The 17,477-nt window shown below is 68.4% G+C and carries 18 protein-coding genes and 1 pseudogene; 14 read left to right on the forward strand and 5 right to left on the reverse strand.

The window, feature by feature from the left end; all coding sequences use genetic code 11:
* Window positions 1-168: 168 nt before the first annotated feature.
* Entirely contained in the window at window positions 169-1,173 is a 1,005-nt protein-coding gene (locus IMZ29_RS11470; RefSeq protein ID WP_216183845.1) for an LLM class flavin-dependent oxidoreductase, read from the reverse strand.
* A 97-nt stretch (window positions 1,174-1,270) separates the two neighbouring features.
* Here IMZ29_RS11470 and rsmD point away from each other — a divergent pair, with 97 nt between their 5' ends.
* From rsmD to IMZ29_RS11485, 3 genes are all read left to right on the forward strand, one after another.
* Window positions 1,271-1,858: a 16S rRNA (guanine(966)-N(2))-methyltransferase RsmD gene (gene rsmD, locus IMZ29_RS11475; RefSeq protein WP_216184003.1), complete on the forward strand. Its 588-nt coding sequence runs from the start codon at window positions 1,271-1,273 to the stop codon at window positions 1,856-1,858.
* A 138-nt stretch (window positions 1,859-1,996) separates the two neighbouring features.
* On the forward strand, window positions 1,997-2,500 hold the full coding sequence (gene coaD, locus IMZ29_RS11480; RefSeq protein ID WP_216183847.1) for a pantetheine-phosphate adenylyltransferase: 504 nt from the start codon (window positions 1,997-1,999) through the stop codon (window positions 2,498-2,500).
* A 61-nt stretch (window positions 2,501-2,561) separates the two neighbouring features.
* Window positions 2,562-2,810, forward strand: a complete 249-nt coding sequence (locus IMZ29_RS11485) for a YfhL family 4Fe-4S dicluster ferredoxin (RefSeq protein ID WP_216183849.1) — start codon at window positions 2,562-2,564, stop codon at window positions 2,808-2,810.
* Here the strand turns inward: IMZ29_RS11485 and IMZ29_RS11490 are convergent.
* Complete coding sequence (locus IMZ29_RS11490) at window positions 2,782-3,270, reverse strand: MarR family winged helix-turn-helix transcriptional regulator (protein ID WP_216183851.1); 489 nt, start codon at window positions 3,268-3,270, stop codon at window positions 2,782-2,784. The genes IMZ29_RS11485 and IMZ29_RS11490 overlap by 29 nt on opposite strands.
* Window positions 3,271-3,359: 89 nt before the next feature.
* Here IMZ29_RS11490 and IMZ29_RS11495 point away from each other — a divergent pair, with 89 nt between their 5' ends.
* The 3 genes from IMZ29_RS11495 to IMZ29_RS11505 are packed head-to-tail and all read left to right on the forward strand — an operon-like array spanning window position 3,360 to window position 6,456.
* The gene (locus IMZ29_RS11495; RefSeq protein WP_216183853.1) at window positions 3,360-4,367 is read left to right on the forward strand and encodes a Bug family tripartite tricarboxylate transporter substrate binding protein; all 1,008 of its coding nucleotides are present in this window, start codon (window positions 3,360-3,362) and stop codon (window positions 4,365-4,367) included.
* Window positions 4,364-5,617, forward strand: a complete 1,254-nt coding sequence (locus IMZ29_RS11500; protein WP_216183855.1) for a CaiB/BaiF CoA transferase family protein — start codon at window positions 4,364-4,366, stop codon at window positions 5,615-5,617. Before IMZ29_RS11495 ends, IMZ29_RS11500 begins: the two co-directional genes overlap by 4 nt.
* Window positions 5,608-6,456: an HpcH/HpaI aldolase/citrate lyase family protein gene (locus IMZ29_RS11505; protein WP_216183856.1), complete on the forward strand. Its 849-nt coding sequence runs from the start codon at window positions 5,608-5,610 to the stop codon at window positions 6,454-6,456. The genes IMZ29_RS11500 and IMZ29_RS11505 overlap by 10 nt, the downstream gene beginning before the upstream one ends.
* Window positions 6,457-6,469: 13 nt before the next feature.
* Here the strand turns inward: IMZ29_RS11505 and IMZ29_RS11510 are convergent, their stop codons facing one another.
* A complete protein-coding gene (locus IMZ29_RS11510) occupies window positions 6,470-7,756 on the reverse strand; it encodes a DUF445 domain-containing protein (RefSeq protein ID WP_216183858.1) in 1,287 nt (428 codons plus the stop codon).
* A 131-nt stretch (window positions 7,757-7,887) separates the two neighbouring features.
* Here IMZ29_RS11510 and IMZ29_RS11515 point away from each other — a divergent pair, with 131 nt between their 5' ends.
* Both IMZ29_RS11515 and IMZ29_RS11520 read left to right on the forward strand, forming a co-directional pair.
* Window positions 7,888-8,184: a hypothetical protein gene (locus IMZ29_RS11515; RefSeq protein ID WP_216183860.1), complete on the forward strand. Its 297-nt coding sequence runs from the start codon at window positions 7,888-7,890 to the stop codon at window positions 8,182-8,184.
* 175 nt (window positions 8,185-8,359) lie between these two features.
* Window positions 8,360-9,436 carry an Rpn family recombination-promoting nuclease/putative transposase gene (locus IMZ29_RS11520; protein WP_216183862.1) on the forward strand — a complete coding sequence of 359 codons (1,077 nt, stop codon included), beginning with the start codon at window positions 8,360-8,362 and terminating at the stop codon, window positions 9,434-9,436.
* Between the two features lie 37 nt (window positions 9,437-9,473).
* Here the strand turns inward: IMZ29_RS11520 and exaC are convergent, their stop codons facing one another.
* Window positions 9,474-11,000, reverse strand: coding sequence for an acetaldehyde dehydrogenase ExaC (gene exaC / locus IMZ29_RS11525; RefSeq protein WP_216183864.1), 1,527 nt, complete (start codon window positions 10,998-11,000; stop codon window positions 9,474-9,476).
* A gap of 212 nt (window positions 11,001-11,212) precedes the next feature.
* Here exaC and IMZ29_RS22775 point away from each other — a divergent pair, with 212 nt between their 5' ends.
* The 6 genes and pseudogenes from IMZ29_RS22775 (at window position 11,213) to IMZ29_RS11545 (ending at window position 16,692) form a co-directional block, all read left to right on the forward strand.
* Window positions 11,213-11,872: a GAF domain-containing protein gene (locus tag IMZ29_RS22775; RefSeq protein ID WP_253207056.1), complete on the forward strand. Its 660-nt coding sequence runs from the start codon at window positions 11,213-11,215 to the stop codon at window positions 11,870-11,872.
* A 335-nt stretch (window positions 11,873-12,207) separates the two neighbouring features.
* A pseudogene (locus IMZ29_RS22780) lies at window positions 12,208-12,578 on the forward strand (sigma 54-interacting transcriptional regulator); the annotation flags it as partial.
* A gap of 3 nt (window positions 12,579-12,581) precedes the next feature.
* Window positions 12,582-13,115: an AAA-type ATPase lid domain-containing protein gene (locus IMZ29_RS22785; RefSeq protein WP_253207062.1), complete on the forward strand. Its 534-nt coding sequence runs from the start codon at window positions 12,582-12,584 to the stop codon at window positions 13,113-13,115.
* Window positions 13,116-13,256: 141 nt separating this feature from the next.
* Window positions 13,257-14,360, forward strand: a complete 1,104-nt coding sequence (locus IMZ29_RS11535) for an AraC family transcriptional regulator (RefSeq protein ID WP_216183866.1) — start codon at window positions 13,257-13,259, stop codon at window positions 14,358-14,360.
* A gap of 148 nt (window positions 14,361-14,508) precedes the next feature.
* Entirely contained in the window at window positions 14,509-15,672 is a 1,164-nt protein-coding gene (locus IMZ29_RS11540; protein WP_216183868.1) for an acyl-CoA dehydrogenase family protein, read from the forward strand.
* Window positions 15,673-15,711: 39 nt separating this feature from the next.
* A complete protein-coding gene (locus IMZ29_RS11545) occupies window positions 15,712-16,692 on the forward strand; it encodes a Bug family tripartite tricarboxylate transporter substrate binding protein (protein WP_216183871.1) in 981 nt (326 codons plus the stop codon).
* On the opposite strand, the gene IMZ29_RS11550 is transcribed toward IMZ29_RS11545, so the two are convergent.
* A complete protein-coding gene (locus IMZ29_RS11550) occupies window positions 16,685-17,374 on the reverse strand; it encodes a hypothetical protein (protein WP_216183873.1) in 690 nt (229 codons plus the stop codon). The genes IMZ29_RS11545 and IMZ29_RS11550 overlap by 8 nt on opposite strands.
* Window positions 17,375-17,477 lie beyond the last annotated feature (103 nt).

Here is a 17,477-nt window from a genome sequence, read left to right on the forward strand (position 1 = left end):
GGCAGGCGGGGTGGGCTCGACGTGCCGGCCCCAGCCGCCGGCGTCGGGCACCGCGGGTGGCGCGGGCTCGACGGGCTTGGTTTCGGGCGGGGGTGTCGGCTGCTTCTTGCGGAAAAACTTGAACATGGCGAGGAGGGATGACCCAGGGATGGCCCGATGATAGACGGTTTAGCCGCCCTCGCCCGCCCAGAGGTCCGCCAGCATGTCGTAGGATCGCAGTCGGAGGTCCGGGTCAAAGACACTCGTCACCGCCATGATCTCCTGCGCGCCGGTGCGCTCGGCCGCCTCGAGCAGGCCCGCACGCACGGTCTCGGGGTTGCCGATGATGGCCGCGCCCAGCATGCGATTGACCGCAGCCGCCTCGCCCGGTCCGAAGTCGATATGCTCGACGGGCGGGGGAATCTGACCAGCGGGATTGCCACGCGCCAGGTTCAGGACCTGCAGCTGTTGCGTGGTCGACAGGAGCTGCGCTTCCTCATCCGTGGGCGCGACAATCACCTGCAGGGCCAGGATCGCGTAGGGTTTGTCGAGCACACCGCGGCGGAACGACTGCCGATAGAGCTGCAACGCCGCATCGATGTTGGCCGGCGAGAAATGACCGGCGAACGCGAAGGGCAGGCCCAGGTGCCCCGCCAGCTGGGCGCTGTAGCCGCTGGAGCCGAGCAGCCAGATCGGCACCGCCATGCCCTCGCCAGGCACCGCGCGCACCCGCCAGCCCGGCATGTCCGGCCCGGGTCGGAAGTAGCCACGCAACTCTTCGAGCAGCGGCACGAAGTCATCGTCCGCGGCCGTGTTCGCGCGCCGCAGGGCACGCATGGTCGCCTGATCGGTGCCCGGCGCCCGCCCGAGGCCCAGGTCGATCCGGTCGGGATACAGCGACGCGAGCGTGCCGAATTGCTCGGCAATCACGAGCGGCGCATGATTCGGCAGCATGATGCCCCCGGAACCCACGCGGATGCGCTCGGTAGCGCCGGCGACGTGCCCGATCAGCACGGCCGTCGCGGCGCTGGCAATGCCCGGCATGGCGTGGTGCTCGGCCAGCCAGTAGCGCGTGTAGCCGCGAGCATCGGCCAGGCGCGCGAGCGCTGTCGTCTGGGCGAACGCCTCCGCGGGCGTGCCACCCTGGACGATGGGGGCGAGATCGAGGACGGAAAGCGGAAGAGGAAAGGCCATGCACACAGGATGAGGGCGGCGTGGCGTTTCTCAACCCAGGCGGCCGGGTTACGATGCGCGCGTTGCCCGTTGCCCCTTCCCGACGCCGGAGTCCACCATCAAGAAGAAGCCCCCGCCCCAACAGGTCCGCATCATCGGCGGCGAGTATCGCCGCACGCCGCTCGCCGTCCTGGAAGCGCCCGGTCTGCGGCCTACGCCGGATCGCGTGCGCGAGACCTTGTTCAACTGGCTTGCCCACCTCTGGGGCCAGGACTTCACTGGGCGTCGCGTGCTGGATCTGTTCGCTGGCACGGGCGCGCTCGGCATGGAGGCCGCCTCGCGGGGCGTCGCGCACGCCACGCTGGTGGAAAGCCATGCAGCCGCCGTGCAGGGGCTGCGCGCGACGGTCACGCGCCTGAAGGCCGCGCACGTGGACGTCATCCAAGCCGACGCCCTGGCTTACCTGGGCACCGCGCCCGGCGGCTGGGATCTGGTGCTGCTCGACCCGCCGTTCGGCCAGGAGTGGCTTGCCCGTCTATGGCCGCGCCTGCCCAGGCTCCTTGCCCCAGGCAGTCTGGTCTACGTGGAAGACGACCAGCCGGTGGAGCCACCTGCGGATTTTGCGATGCTGCGTGCCGCGCGCGCTGGCGCCGTGCATTACCATGTACTGCAATACCGGCCCGGTGACGCGTCATCGCCAACCTGAGACGCTCGCCGGCGTCATCGCATTTGCTGCGATGCAAAATCCGGTAAATAATTCGGCCAGGAGACGCGGCACCAGACGCCGCATACCACCCGCCGCAGGCGGCACCGCTTCCCGGTGCTGCGCACAAGGAGAAGCTCGATGATTGTTGCCGTGTATCCCGGCACGTTCGACCCGCTCACACGGGGCCATGAGGATCTGGTCCGCCGTGCTGCCACGTTGTTCGACAAGGTGGTCGTGGGCGTGGCCCACAGCCAGGCCAAGAAGCCTTTCTTCACGGTGGCCGAGCGGCTGGACATCGCACGTGAAGTGCTGGGCCACTACCCCAACGTCGCGGTCGAAAGCTTCGGCGGCCTGCTCAAGGATTTCGTGCGTGCGCAAAATGCCCGCGTCATCCTGCGCGGCCTGCGCGCCGTCTCCGATTTCGAATACGAGTTCCAGATGGCGGGCATGAACCGATATCTGCTGCCCGATGTCGAAACCCTGTTCCTCACGCCGTCCGACCAGTACCAGTTCATCTCGGGCACGATCGTGCGCGAAATCGCCCTCATGGGCGGTGACGTCGGCAAGTTCGTATTCCCCTCGGTGGAGCGCTGGCTGCAGTCGAAAGTCCAGCAGATGGGCGGACCGCTGAAAGGGGATTGATCCCTACCGCGCGCGAGGCCGCCTACCCGGCGTGCCAGCGCGCACACTTCAGGCTGTTGCCATGGCTTTGCTCATTACCGATGAGTGCATCAACTGCGACGTTTGCGAGCCCGAGTGTCCGAACGACGCCATTTCCATGGGCGCGGAATACTACGAGATCGCCGCGTCACGTTGCACCGAGTGCGTCGGCCACCACGACGAGCCCCAATGCAAGGTCGTCTGTCCGGTCGAGTGCATCCTCGTCAATCCGGACGTCGTCGAAACGCGCCAAGAGCTCTTCATCAAGTTCGAGCGTCTGACCCGCGGCTAGCCTTGGCCTGCGCCAGCAGCGCATCGGCAGCTTCGGTGAGCTGGCCCAGCGCCCGCTCGAACACCACATAGTCTGCATCGCTCAGTGCCGCGCGCAGGAATGCCTGGCGCGATTCGGAACCTGCCAGCCCCTCACTCACCATCTCGCGCCCCGCGGCCGTCAGCGACAGCACGATGCGGCGGCGATCGCGCGCATCGCCTGCGTGGTGAATCAGTCCACGCGGCTCAAGCTCCTGGACCACACGGCTCACCTGGCTCTTGTCCAGGTTCGAGAACTGCACGATCTCGCTCGCCGTCACCGCGCCCAACCGATTCAGGCTCACCAACACCCGCCATTGCCGACTGCTCAGCCCCATCTCGACGCTCACGGCGCTCTCGACTGCGCGGGCCAGCCGTTGGGACAGCAGGGAGACCCGGAACGTAATCAGGGCTTCGGTAGGCGTGTAGACGGGCTGGGTCATGGCTTATAAGTTGCTAAAACAACTGTTGCTAGTTCAACAAATTCGGTAAACTCATTGCTATCAGACCACACAAACGTCCGGAGACAATCATGCGCGCCCTTTCCTTCATGAAGCGGGTAGGCTTAACCGGACGTCGTCACGTCCTCTCGGCTGCCGCGGCCACGCTGCTTGTCCTGCCGATGAGCACGGTGTTGGCAGCCGCCGGTTCGGGCCAACCGGTGACGATCGTCCTGGGCCAGGGTCCTGGCTCCGGCAGTGATGTGCTGATGCGCCTGCTCTCGGGTCCGCTTGCCGAGGCGCTCGGCCAGCCCGTCGTCATCGAGAATCGCACCGGGGGCGGCGGCATCGTCGCGCACGAGTCCATCCTGCGTGATCCGCTGGACGGCCACCACTTCATCTACAGTTCGACAGCCAGTCTCTTCGTCGTGCCCCACATCAATTCGGCTGCCAAGTACCGCTACACGGACTTCCTGCCGGTCGCCCCGGTCAATGAGTCGCCGTTCGCCGTGCTGGTGCCCAACCAGCCTCAGTCGCCACGCACACTCGCAGAACTCGTTGTGCGACTGGGCTCGGGACAGGCGGCCTATGCGTCTGCCGGCACCGGGACCATGACGCACCTGGGCAGCGAACTGCTGCTGCAACAGGCCCGGGTCGACGCCACGCACGTTCCCTACCGGGGCAGCGGGCAGGCGCTGACGGATCTCGCCGGCGGCCAAGTGGCCTTCGCGACGGATTCCCTGACCGCGGCCCTGCCCTTCATTCAGGGCGGGCAGCTGCGCGCGCTGGCAGTCAGCGCGCCCGCCCGGCTGCCGGCCGTGGCCGACGTGCCGACCATGGCCGAAGCCGGCTTCCCGGCGCTGAAGGTGGCGGTGATCGGCGGACTGTTCGCTCCCCGCCAGATCCCGCCCGCCGCTGCCCAACGCATGGCCGCCGCCGTGGACAGCGTCCTGCGCCGGCCCGACATCCAGCAGCGCCTTCTGGACATGAATGCCAAGGCGCTACTCATGTCACCCACCGCATTCGCCGAGCGCCTGGCGCAGGAGGCCGCCGTCTGGGAGCCCATCGCACGGTCGATCGACACCACCGGCAAGGAATGAGCGTGGCCGATCTTCCGATGCAGGCCTTCACGCCAGACGCCACGGGCGCCCTGTCTGGCGTGCGGGTGATCGACATGAGTCGCCTCGTGGCTGGCAACATGCTGTCGCTCCAGCTGGCGGACTTCGGGGCGGACGTCGTGAAGATCGAGCCTGCCGGCAAAGGCGACACGTTGCGCCACTGGACGGAACCCGTGCCGGGCGAGCCCGCCGGATTTGACGGTTGGTGGCAGGCCTACGGACGCAACAAGCGCAGTCTGGCGATGAACCTGCGCAGCGCGCAAGCCCAGGCCATCCTGCGGCTGCTGATCCGCTCGGCCGATGTGCTGATCGAGAGTTTTCGTCCCGGCACGCTCGAGGCCATGGGGCTGGATCCTGCCGATCTGCTGGCCGATACCCCCGGACTCGTCATCGTGCGCCTGTCCGGGTGGGGGCAAAGCGGACCCTATCGGGAACTGCCCGGTTTCGGCAGCCTGATCGAGGGGTTCTCGGGGTATGCAGCGCGCCATGCGGATGCCGACGGCAAGCCCGTCCTGCCGAACCTGGCGCTCGCCGACATGATCACGGGCCTGTCGGGCTCGTTCGCGGTGCTCGCCGCCTTGCGCGCCGTCAGTCATGGCGCCGGCCGCGGTCAGGTCATCGATCTGTCGCTGCTTGAGCCCATGCTGAGCGTGATGGGGCCGCAGGTGACCCTGGCCGCACGACGCGGCAGGCACGCTCCCCAGCCCTCTGCCAAGATTGCCTCGCCACGTGGGGTGTACCGCTGCCGCGACGGGGGCTGGGTAGCACTTTCGGGCTCGACGGACACCATGGCACGGCGGGTGTTCGACGCCCTGGGCCGCCCAAGCCTCGCCGAGGACCCACGCTTTTCCACGCACACCGCACGCCTCGCGCACGATGCCGAACTCGACGCCCTGCTCCAGGACGCGATCGGGGCGCTCGATCGCGCCGACTGCCTGGCCCGGTTTCGTGCGGCAGGCGTGACTGTCGGCCCCGTGAACGATGCCCACGACCTGCTGGAGGACACCCACGTGCAGGCACGCGGCGTCTTCGTGCAAACGCCCGTTCCCGGCCGAGACGAGCCGTTGATCACCCACGCCATCACCCCGCGACTGTCCGGTACGCCCGGACAGTGGCGCCGGCCCGCCCCCCGATGCGGCGAGCACAGTGAGGAGATCCTGGCCGAACTCGGCTTGTCGGCCTCGCGCATCGAGGCCTTGCTCGCCGAAGGACACATTGCCACATGTCCATGACCTTGCCGCGCAGTCTGCTCTTCGTGCCCGCCACTGGCCGGGGCTTCATCGACAAGGCTCACTTGCGCGGGGCAGACGCGATCGTGCTCGACCTGGAGGACGCCATTGCGCCCGAGCACAAGCCCGCGGCGCGCGCGGCGATCACACCGGCGGTGCGGGTGCTCGCGCGTCACGGCATGACCGTGTTCGTCCGGGTCAATGCCGAGGCACAGACCTGGGCCGCGGACCTGGCCAGCCTGCCGTCGGACGGCGTGCATGGCGTCATGCTGCCCAAGGCGGAGACGGCCGCGCAGGTGGCCCGATTTGCCGAGGCGTTGGCGGCGCACGAGACCGGCGCTGGCTGGCGCACGACGCTGCTTCTCGCGGCTGTCATCGAGACCCCGCTCGGCGTCCTCCACGCAGCCGAGATCGCAGCAAGCACACCGCGGTTGAGCGCACTCGGGTTTGGCATGGAAGATTTTTCGGCGTGCCTGGGCGTGGTGCCCACGCCCGACACCCTGCGCGGCCCGGCCCAGTGGGTGGCATTGGCGGCTCGGGCGCATGGGTTGGGTTGCTGGGGCCTGGGCGACACCATCGCAGCCGTCACCGAGCTGGACCGGTTGCGCACGGCCGTCGACCAGGCACGAGCCCTGGGCTTTACCGGCAGCATTGCGGTGCACCCCGGGCAGTTGCCCATCATCAACGCGGGCTTTGGTCCGTCGCTTGCCGACAAGGCCTGGGCTCACCGCGTGGTGGCCGCGGCGGCCGAGGCGCGCGCGCGCGGCGAGGGCGTCATCCAGGTCGACGGCCAGATGGTGGATGCGCCAATCCTGCGCAGAGCCCAGGATTGGCTGCGTTGACGCAACGTGCGGCTCAGCCCGTGAAGAGCAGTACTGCGGCATGCAGGATCACGCCGATGATGCCGCCCACGAGCGTGCCGTTGAAGCGGATGTACTGCAGATCCCGGCCCACGCTCAGCTCCAGTTCCTCGACTAGCTGACGTTCGTCCCAGGCCTTGACGGTCTGGGCGATGTGCTCGGTGACCCCGGCACGCAGCCGCCCCGCGAGGCTTTGCGCGCCATCCAGCACGTGCCGGTTGATGGCCTCGCGCAACGCCGGGTCTTCGCCCAGGGCCCGCCCCATGGCCAGCAGGCTGCGCTCCACGTGCCCACCCAGCGCCGAGTCCTCGCGGGCGAGATCGCGCGCCAGCGCGTCGCGCACTTCGGTCCATACCTGTTGCAGATAGCGGGCGAGGTCGGGATGATCGAGCAGTCGTGCCTTGATCGCTGACACCTGCTCGGCGAGCGCCGGGTCAGAGCGCAGCCGTTCCAGGTAATCCTGCAGCCAGGCGGCGTAATCGGCGCGCACCGGGTGGGTCGGGTCGGCCAGCATGGACTGCAGTTCGCTCATGAGTGCCTTGGCAAGCCGCTCGGCCAGCTTGTCGCCCAGACGATCGACGGATTTCACCCGATCGATCGCACCCACCATGCGCGGCCATTCACGACGCGCGTACGCCACCATGACATCCGACACGCGGGCCTTGACGGCTTCGTTGTCCAGCGCGCGGGCCAGCTGCTGCAGGCCTTGGTCGAGCAACGCCTGATGGCGGCCATCCCGGGTGAGGAGGGCAAGCACCTCACCGGCCGTGCGGGCGGCATCCCAGCCCTGCAGACGGGCCACCACGAAGCGCTGCAAGGCGTCGCGCACCGCGCGTTCGTCCACGAGACGCAAGGCCTCCAGGACCCAGCTGCGCGCCATGTCCGCCGCGCGGCGGGCCTGCCGCGGCTCGGCCAGCCACGCACCGAGCCGGGCTGCGGGGTCGAACACTCTCAGGCGCTCCAGCAGCTGCGGCGGATCCAGGAAGTGGTCGCGCACGAAGACGGCCAGGTTGTCCGCGATACGCGCCTTGTTGGCCGGGATGATGGCCGTGTGCGGTATCGGCAGCCCCAACGGATGGCGAAACAGCGCCACCACCGCGAACCAGTCCGCCAGCGCGCCCACCGTGGCGGCTTCGCAGAAGGCGCGCACCCAGGCCCAGATGCCGGTGTTGCCCATGGCGTGGGCCAGGATGAAGCCACTCACCATGGCGGCAAGCATGGCGAGGGCAATGGCTTTGAGGCGGCGCAGCTGGGCGCGGCGAGGGTCGGGCAGCGAGCTCATGCAGAGAGTATGCCTCGCGTGTGCGCATCGTCGGCGCGTGATCTGCTCTGCTAGACTCGCTGCGCGAATCCGGGTGGGCCAGGGCCGGGCCGACCCGCCGGGCCCAGCTCGGCTCTGACCACAGGAAACCCATGTCCGGTACGATGGTAGTGCTAGGCGTCGTCTTTCAGATCGTTCTCGGCGGCGTCAGTGCCATGATGGCGATCTTCGCCGGCGCCGGGCTTGCCAATTCGCGTGACCTGCCCGCCTGGGTGCTGGACGCGATGATGCAGTTCGTGTGGATCCTGCCGCTGCTCAGCTTTGCCACCGCAGGCCTGCTGATCTACTTCTATACGGCCAAGTCGCCGCTGCTGTCCTACTACTGGCACGCCATCCCCGTTGGGGTGTTCGCCATCGACTTCCTCATCATGGCCCGGCTCTGGTCCTGAACAGGCCCGGTCGCGACGGCGAAGCAGAAATACCCTCTGGCGTTGCCGCTGACAATGGGGATATGCCGGCCTAAGCCGGTGCGTCGAAACGCACGCACCGGTCGTTCTTGCAGGCGTGCCCCACCGTATAACGGGGCAGGCCCGCCGCCGGCGGGCACTTGCCGGATGCCCTCGTATGTCCCTGCCGCATGACAGCGGTTACCGCGGCCTCTTTGGCCACCCCGTCATGGTTGAACACCTGCTGCGCGGCTTCGTGCCCGAGGCCTGGGTAGGCGAACTGGACTTCACCACGCTCGAGCCGCGCGGCGGGCACTACGTGACGGACGATCTCGCCGAGCGCCGTACCGATCTCGTCTGGCGCGTGCGCCTGGGTGGCGAGCGCTGGCTGTACGTCTACCTGCTGCTGGAATTCCAGAGCCGGGACGACGCCTGGATGGCGCTGCGCATGCTGGCCTACGTCAGTCTGCTGTACCAGGATCTGGTCAAGACGGGCGAGGTCGGCCGCGCTGGCGAGTTGCCGCCCGTCTTTCCGTTGGTGGTGCACCACGGCAGCCGTCCGTGGCGGGCCGCGCGTGAGATGCGGGGCCTGTTTGCCGCCGCGCCCGATGCACTTGCGGCGTACCAGCCCAGCCTGCGCTACTTCGTGCTGGACGAGCACCGGGCCGGGCTGCCCGGCACGGACGACAACCTCGTCGCGCACCTGATTGCGCTGGAGAAGAGCCCCTCACCGCAGGCCACGCGCCGCAGTATCATGCAATTGCACCGCTACCTGAAGGCGCCGCGCCACGATTCGCTGCGCCGCGCCTTCACGGTCTACATCCAGCGCGTGCTGCTTGCCCGGCTCGTGCCAGGCGAGACGATTCCCGAAGTCAACGATCTCCAGGAGATGGATGCCATGCTCGCCGAACGCGTAGTCGAGTGGACCGAGAAGTGGAAGCAGGATGGATTACAGGCCGGGCTCGAACAGGGCCTGCGCGAAGGGCGCGAACGGGGCCTGGTGGAGGGGCGCGAGCGTGGCTTGGCGGAGGGCCGTGAAGTGGGCCTTCAAGAAGGACGCCAGGAAGGACGTCAAGAAGGTATCGACGAAGGCCTGCGTCTCGCACTGCGTACGCTGCTGCAAGCGCGGTTCGGCCCTTTGCCCGATTGGGCAGAGCCGCGCCTGATGGCAGCTGATACGAGCACGCTGGACGCGTGGGCGCGCGCTGTTCTGACGGCAGCATCGCTGCAGGCGATCCTCGGGCCAGCGCCGTGAGCACCGCTACAGATGCCCACGGTCGCTGCCCCTCTGATCAGAAGAACCCCAACGCGTTGGCGCTGTAGCTCACCAGCAGGCACTTCGTCTGCTGGTAGTTCGACAAGGCCATCTTGTGGGTTTCGCGGCCGATACCGGATTGCTTGTATCCCCCAAAGGCGGCATGTGCCGGATACAGGTGATAGCAGTTGGTCCACACCCGGCCCGCCTCGATAGCGCGGCCCATGCGGTAGGCCCGCGTGCCATCCCGGCTCCATACCCCGGCACCCAGACCGTAGAAGGTGTCGTTGGCCAAGGCAATCGCTTCTTCTTCGTCCTTGAACGTCGTCACAGACGCCACCGGCCCGAAGATTTCCTCCTGGAACACACGCATGTCGTTCTTGCCCAGCAGCATCGTCGGGCTGACGTAATACCCCTGGTCCAGGCCTTGCCCCGGCGCACTGCGACTGCCGCCGGTCAGGCACTCGGCGCCCTCGTTGCGGCCCAGGTCGATGTAACCCAGGATCTTGTCGAGCTGCGCCTGTGACACCTGGGCGCCCACCATCGTGGACTTGTCCAACGGGTGACCCGTCTTGATCGCCTGCACGCGCTTGACCGCCTTCTCCATGAAGCGGTCGTAGATCGACTCCTGCACGAGGATGCGCGAGGGGCACGTGCACACCTCGCCCTGATTGAGCGCGAACATCGACAGCCCTTCGAGCGCCTTGTCGAGGAAGGCGTCGTCCTGTGCCATTACATCGTCAAAGAAAATGTTGGGGCTTTTCCCGCCCAGCTCCACCGTGGCCGGGATCAGAGTGTCCGCGGCGGCCTTCAGGATCTGCTTGCCCACGGGCGTGGATCCCGTGAAGGCGATCTTGGCGATGCGCGTGCTGCTGGCCAGCGCATGGCCGGCTTCCTTGCCATAGCCATTGACCACGTTGACCACCCCTTTGGGCAGCAGATCGCCGATCAACTCCATCAGCACCATGATCGATGCCGGGGTCTGCTCGGCCGGCTTGAGCACCACCGGGCAGCCGGCGGCCAGCGCGGGCGCGAGTTTCCAGGCGGCCATCAGCAGCGGAAAATTCCACGGGATGATCTGGCCCACGACGCCGATGGGCTCATGGAAGTGATAGGCCACGGTGGTGGCGTCGATCTCCGAGATCGCGCCTTCCTGGGCGCGCAGGCAGCCGGCAAAGTAGCGGAAGTGATCGACGGCGAGCGGCAGATCGGCTGCCATCGTCTCGCGCAGCGGCTTGCCGTTGTCGATCGACTCGGCCACCGCCAGACGCTCCAGGTTCTGCTCGATGCGATCGGCGATGCGCAACAGAATCGCACTGCGCTCGGCCGGCGCCGTGTCCGCCCAACCACGGCGCGCGGCGTGCGCGGCGTCCAGCGCCTGGTCGATGTCCTCGGCACTGGAGCGCGCCACCTTGCAGAAGGCCTGACCGGTGATCGGCGAGACGTTCTCGAAGTACTCGCCCTTGGCCGGCGCCACCCAGCGCCCGCCGATGTAGTTCTCATACTGCTTCTTGAAGGGAAAATCCAGGCTCAGGCCGAATTGCTTGAGGTCCGACATGTCCATGATGTGTCTCCGTTGGGTTCTTTTGGGCCCGACCGAGGGCGCGGCTCGGGTGGTTCCTGTCCATGCAATGGCCATGCCAGTTGCGCGCCAGCCGCGGTCGCGTTCTGCGGCATAATGGCCTGCACACCAGAAGACAGCGCGCCTGTCGCATCGTGCGACACGGCAGACGTTGCAGCCGGCGACACTGTCGCCGATCGCGACAGGAGACAGCCATGAGCATCGGATCCGTCCGGGGTGAGTCGTTGGCGCCACCCGCGCGCCGACCCATCCTGCGGTCGTGGGAGCGCTGTGCGGGCATGTCGAGCGATGCCGCCGACGATCCGCAAGGCCTGCGTCGCGGCGAGCTGCAGGATCGCATGGCCCTGCATCACGACCTCCTGCAGGCGGCCGCGCCGGAGATCGACACACTCGCCAATCTCGTGGCGAGCGCGAGCAGCCTGGTGCTGCTGGCCGACGCGGGCGGTGTCATCCTGCAGTGCAGCGGCAACACGAGCTTCCTGCAACGCGCCGATCAAGTCGCGCTGCGCCCAGGCGTGAGCTGGGCCGAAGGCGAGCGCGGCACCAACGCCATCGGTACCGTGCTCGTCGAGGCGAGCCCGCTGCGCGTGCATGGTCGTGAGCACTTTCTCGCGCGCAACCAGATCCTGAGCTGCCATGCCGCGCCGATCCATGCTCCGCGCGGCGACCTGCTCGGTGTGCTGGACATTTCCGGGGATGCCCAGCACCTGCATCCCTACGCGCTCGGCCTCGCCACCCTGGGTGCACGGCAGGTGGCCAATCGTCTGCTCGTGCCGGCCAGCGCGCGGCAGACACAGCTCGTCTTTCATCGGCATGCGCCCTGCTCGATTCCGCCGAGCGCGGCATTCTCGTGATCGAGGACGAGCACATCGTGGGCGCCAATGCGGCGGCCGTGACCCTGCTGGGTACGGACTGGAAGCGCCTCATCGATCAGCCCGTCCGCGATTGGCTGGGCGCCTGGGAGCAGCTCACCGACCAGTCCCGCGCCGTGCGCAGCGCCGGCGGCGAGTCCTTTCACGCCGCGTTGCAGCAGCCCGTGCGCCGACGCCCTGTGTCGAGCCCGGCTGCGCGCGCGGCGGCGCCTGCCGTATCGCCGCCGTCAGGCGTGACGGTGCGTGCTCCCCAGCCAGCCGCCGACGTGCAGCCGTTACTGGCGAGCGCCGTGCGCGCGCTCGATGCCGGGCTCGGCGTGCTGCTGCAGGGAGAAACCGGCGCCGGCAAGGAAGTGTTCGCGCGCGCCCTGCACGGCGCCAGTCAGTGGCGGGGTGGCCCCTTCGTCGCCGTGAACTGCGGGGCCCTGCCCGAATCCCTCATCGAGGCCGAGCTGTTCGGCTATGCACCGGGGGCCTACACGGGCGCCGACGCGACGGCTCGCGCGGGCTGCTGCGCGAAGCCGACGGCGGCCTGCTCTTTCTGGACGAGATCGGCGACATGCCGCTGTCGCTGCAGACACGCTTGCTGCGCGCGTTGCAGGAGCGGCAGGTACAACCCCTGGGCGGCGGCAAGCCCGTGGCGGTGTCGTTCGGGCTGGTCAGCGCCACCCACCGCGATCTGCCTCGCCTCATGGCGGACGGCAGCTTCCGGGCGGATCTGTTCTATCGGCTCCAGGATCTGGCCGTGAGCCTGCCTGCGTTGCGGGCGCGCTCCGACCTGTCTGCGTTCGTCGCGGCCGAATTGACCGCTTTGACACCGCCGGGTGCCCCCGCGCTGCATCTCGATCCCGACGCCCTCGCGCAGCTGACCGCCTACGACTGGCCTGGCAACTACCGCCAGCTGCACAGCGTGCTGCGCACCCTGGCCGTGTTCCACCCCGACGGCGGCGTCGTCACGGCGGCCGCCCTCCCCTCGCTGAGCTCACAAGGCCATGCGCCGCTGACCGTCCCCGCATCCCGCGCAGCGCCCTCGGCGGCACCGTTGCAGGCGAGTCTGCGCAGCGTGTCGGATCTGCACATCGCCGAGGCCATTGCCCGGCACCGCGGCAGTCTGTCCGCCGCCGCCCGCGAACTCGGGGTGCACCGCAGCACGCTGTATCGGTGGAACACGCGCCAGCGGCCAAGACCGGACGGCGCGGGCCAGCACCGTGCCGAACCGCACTGACGGAGCGCGTGGCGATCGGCGAGCGTCATGCCTGAGTGGCATCCCTGCGGAAGGGGCCGACGCTGCGCTCGCGCCCCGCACCGACGGGCAGACGGTGCCAGGGCTACGATGAGCGTCTTGCGAGTTTCGTCCTCCCTTGCCATGGCTTCCTCCTTCTGTCCGCCCGCCAGGGGGCGCGCCTCCCCCATCGCGCCTGGCGCGTCGACCACCGCGTCCGGCGAGGACAACGTGCGCGTGCAGCGACACACGGTGGGCATCGCGCACGTCCACAGCATCCTGCAGGGCGCGCGGGCGCGTGGCCTGGACATCCCCGCGATCCTTCGGCGGGCCGGCATCGCCCCCGCGCTGTTGACCTCGCCGCACGCCCGGGTGGCCGCCATGCAGTTCGCGGCGCTCAACCGTACCTTGCGGCGCGTGTTGCGCGACGAGCTCTGGGGGCTGTGTGAACGCCCGCTGCCGCCCGGTACGTTCGCCGCGCTCGCAGGCTCGCTGCTGTCCTGCCGGGACGCGCGCGAAGCGCTCCAGGAGGGCCTGCATCGGGCGCGGCTGGTGCTCTCGGACGTGGCGCCACGGTTGCTGCCGGACGCCGATGGGCAAGCCCGCATCGTCCTCGGCCGCAGCCGTCCCCGACGCTATGATCCGGACTTCGTCGGCGCAGGCGTCATGTTCTATATCGTGCGCGTCGCCTCGTGGCTCGTCGATGCGCCGATGCCCGTGCGTGCCATCCATTTCGATTACGCCGCCCCGGCCCGCGTGCGCGATACCGACCGGCTCTTCAACGCGCCCGTGCACTACGCGCAACCCTGGCTGGGACTGACGCTTTCCGAAGACTGGCTCGACCGGCCCGTGGTGCGCACACAGGACGACTGGCGGGCGTTCCGCCAGGGCATGCCTTCCAACCTGGTGCTGCGCTACCGCAACCCGGATTCGCTCGCCGAGCGCATCCGCCACCTGCTGCGGGCCGCGCCAGCGCAACCGCCTTCGCTGAGCGAACTGGCCATCGCACTGGAGGTAAGCCCCGCCACCGTGCGTCGCCATCTGCTGCGCCAAGGCAGTGGCTATCGTCAGGTGCTGGACAGTGTGCGGCGCGATCTCGCCATCGACATGCTCGCCCGACGGCAGATCGACATCGCCCAGACCGCGGCAGCGCTCGGCTTTTCCGAGACAAGTACGTTCCAGCGCGCCTTCAAGCGCTGGACCGGGGTACCTGCGGGCGAGTACCGTCGGCGCAGGCGCGACGCCTGACATGCGCGCGGGGTGACGTTTTCGGCCATTCCCGCTGCGCCGTTGCCGCCATTGCCCCGGGGGGAGCCGGGTTCTTATAGTGAATCCAGGGCTTGCAGATGGCCGCGCGTCACACGACGCGGCCAGTGACGAGCCAAGGAGACAGCGCATGGAGACCGGTTTCGACCAGGCACCCTGGGTGGACGAGGACGTTGCTGCTTTCGGCGATGCGATGCGGCGCGTGATCGAACGCGAGTTCGTGCCCCACGAGGCCCGCTGGGCCGCGCAGCAACACGTGGATCGCGACGTGTGGCGTACGGCGGGCCACGTCGGCATGCTGTGCGCGAGCATCCCGCAGGCCTATGGCGGCGGTGGCGGCACCTTCGCGCACGAGGCCATCCTGACGGCCGAATGCTCCCGCCACCTGGTGAGCGGCTTTGGCAACGGCGTGCACAGCGGCATCGTCGCGCACTACCTGCTGCACTACGGCACCGAGGACCAGAAGCAACGCTGGCTGCCCCGCATGGCCACGGGCGAGCTGGTGGCGGCCATCGCGATGTCCGAACCCGGCGCGGGCTCGGATCTGCGCGCCATCCGCACGCGCGCCCGCCGTCAGGGCGACACCTATGTCGTGGACGGCGCCAAGACCTTCATCACCAACGGCTGGCTCGCCAACCTCGTCTGCGTGGTCGTCAAGACGGATCCGGACGCGGGCTCGCGCGGGATCTCGCTGCTGATGATCGAGACGGATGACGCCCCGGGCTTTCGCCGCGGACGCCTCCTCGAAAAACTCGGTCAGAAGGGGCAGGACACCGCCGAACTCTTCTTCGATGGCGTGCAGGTGCCTGCCGAAAACCTGCTGGGCGGCATCGAAGGCAAAGGGCTCGGCCAGCTCATGCAACAACTCCCGCAGGAACGACTCATCATCGCCGTGGGTGCCGTGGCGAGCATGTTCAAGGCGGTCGAACTCACCCAGGCCTACACCGCGCAGCGTGACGTGTTCGGCCAGCCGCTGCTCAGCCTGCAGAACACCCGCTTCACGCTGGCCGAGTGCCTGACCAAGGCGCATCTCGCGCGCACCTTCGTGAACGAGTGCGTCGTCGACCTGCTCGCCGGCCGGCTCGATCCAGCGCGGGCCGCGATGGCCAAGTGGTGGAGCACCCAGGCCCAGTGCGAGGTCATCGACGCCTGCCTGCAACTGCATGGCGGCTACGGCTACATGATGGAATACCCCATCGCCCGGATGTATGCCAACGCCCGGGTGAGCCGCATCTACGGCGGCTCCAACGAAATCATGAAAGAACTGATCGCCCGCACGCTGCAACCCAGCTGAGCGGACACGATCGGCAACGATCAACCCGAAGGAGACAGCATGACCCGAACGCCTCTCACCGCCATCGGCCTGGCCGCCGTCCTCGCCCTGGGCTCGACCGGCACTGCGCTGGCCACCGAGGCCTGGCCCACGCGGCCCCTCCAGCTCATCGTGGGCGACGCGCCGGGCGGCAGCATCGACACGGTGGCCCGTCTGGTGAGCGAAGGCGTGGCCGCCCGTCTGGGCCAGCCTGTCGTCGTGGAGAACCGTCCCGGCGCGAGCGGCATGATCGCCAGCAGTCAGGTGATGCGCGCCAAGCCGGATGGCTACACCGCGCTCTTTTCCGTGACCGGGCTCGTGATGAACCCGATCCTGTTCCCTCAACAGGCCACCTACGACGTCCAGAGGGATTTCAAGCCCGTGGCCATCGCCACGGAGTCGCCCATGCTCTTGGTGGTGAACGACCAGGTCAAGGCCGAATCGCTCGACAAGCTCATCGCCGAGGCCAAGGCCAACCCCGGCAAGCTGTCCTACGGATCGATCGGCCAGGGCTCGCCCACCCACATCTACAGTGCCATCTTCGGTCGCGATGCGGACATGGACTGGCTGCACGTGCCCTATCAGGGCGGCGGGCCGGTCATGCAGGCCTTGCTGGGCAACCAGGTGCAGGCGGCCTTCCTCACCTACGGCATCACGCGCCCGCACATCGAATCGGGCCGGCTGCGCGCCATGGCGGTCACAGGGCCGGATCGTCTGGTGAGCAACGATCGCATTCCGACCTTCGTCGAGAGCGGCTTTCCGTCCTTCAAGCACAGCGGGTGGATGGGCTACTTCATGCCGGCGGGCACGCCGGACGACCGCGTGGAAGCCTTCGCCCGCGCCGTGCATGAGGCCGTGCAGGAGCCCAAGCTGCGCGATCAGCTGCGCCAGATGGGGCTGGAGGGTGATGGCAGCGGCCCGCAGGCCCTGGCCGAGACGGTGGCCCGCGACAAGGTGCGCTGGGGTGACTGGATCGCCAACCTCGGCATTCCCATCAACTGACGCTGTCCACGGCGGCCGCCTTGCGCGGCCTGCCCACCGGGCGAGGCTGCACGGGGCGGCTCGCGGCCGCCGCCACATGCGCCAGGAACGCGGGCCCGCCCAGGGCCCATTGGCCCTTGACGGCTGCAGCGATGTTCGAGACTTGCGTGCTCGACAATCCCTCGTGCATCCATTGGCGATACCGTGCCTGACGATCGAAAGGCGTGTTGCCGCAGGCCCAGTAATCCGGATGCACACTCAACCAGCCCAGCCCGCTCGCGCCGACGTGCGCGCGCGCGGATGACCAGCGCCAGTGCTCCGCGTCGCTCGCGAGCCCATAGCGCACCGGCAGCGCCTCCAGCCACAGCAGCGCCGGGATGACCCAGGCGCCCGGCTCGATGAGCGCGCTGCGATAGCGTCCAGAAAAGACCTGTCCACCCCCGCGCTGGGCGGCGATGCGGCGCCCCAGCCCCTGAGTGAGACCGCGCAGGCCGTCGGCGTCGGCCGGCGTGACCAGGGCGAGCACCTCCATCGGCGTCATGGCCCAGCCATGGATGGCCACGCGCAGCCGCGCCGCCTCTTCGGCAAGCCAGCCCGCGCGCGCGTCCAGTGTCTGAACCGATGGCGAAACGGCCTCGGGCAGCAGGTGGATCTGCAGCAGGTGCGGGGTGTTGGGACAGTACAGGCGGCGCTGGCGAGCCATGACGGAATACGGAAGAGGGACAACCGGCAAGGTATAGCACATCGCCCTGGCGGCTCATGGTGGGGGCACGCGCATCCCGTCAGCGACGGCTGACTTGCGCTCA

This window comes from Verticiella alkaliphila (assembly GCF_018904615.1).
Lineage (GTDB): Bacteria > Pseudomonadota > Gammaproteobacteria > Burkholderiales > Burkholderiaceae_B > Verticiella > Verticiella alkaliphila.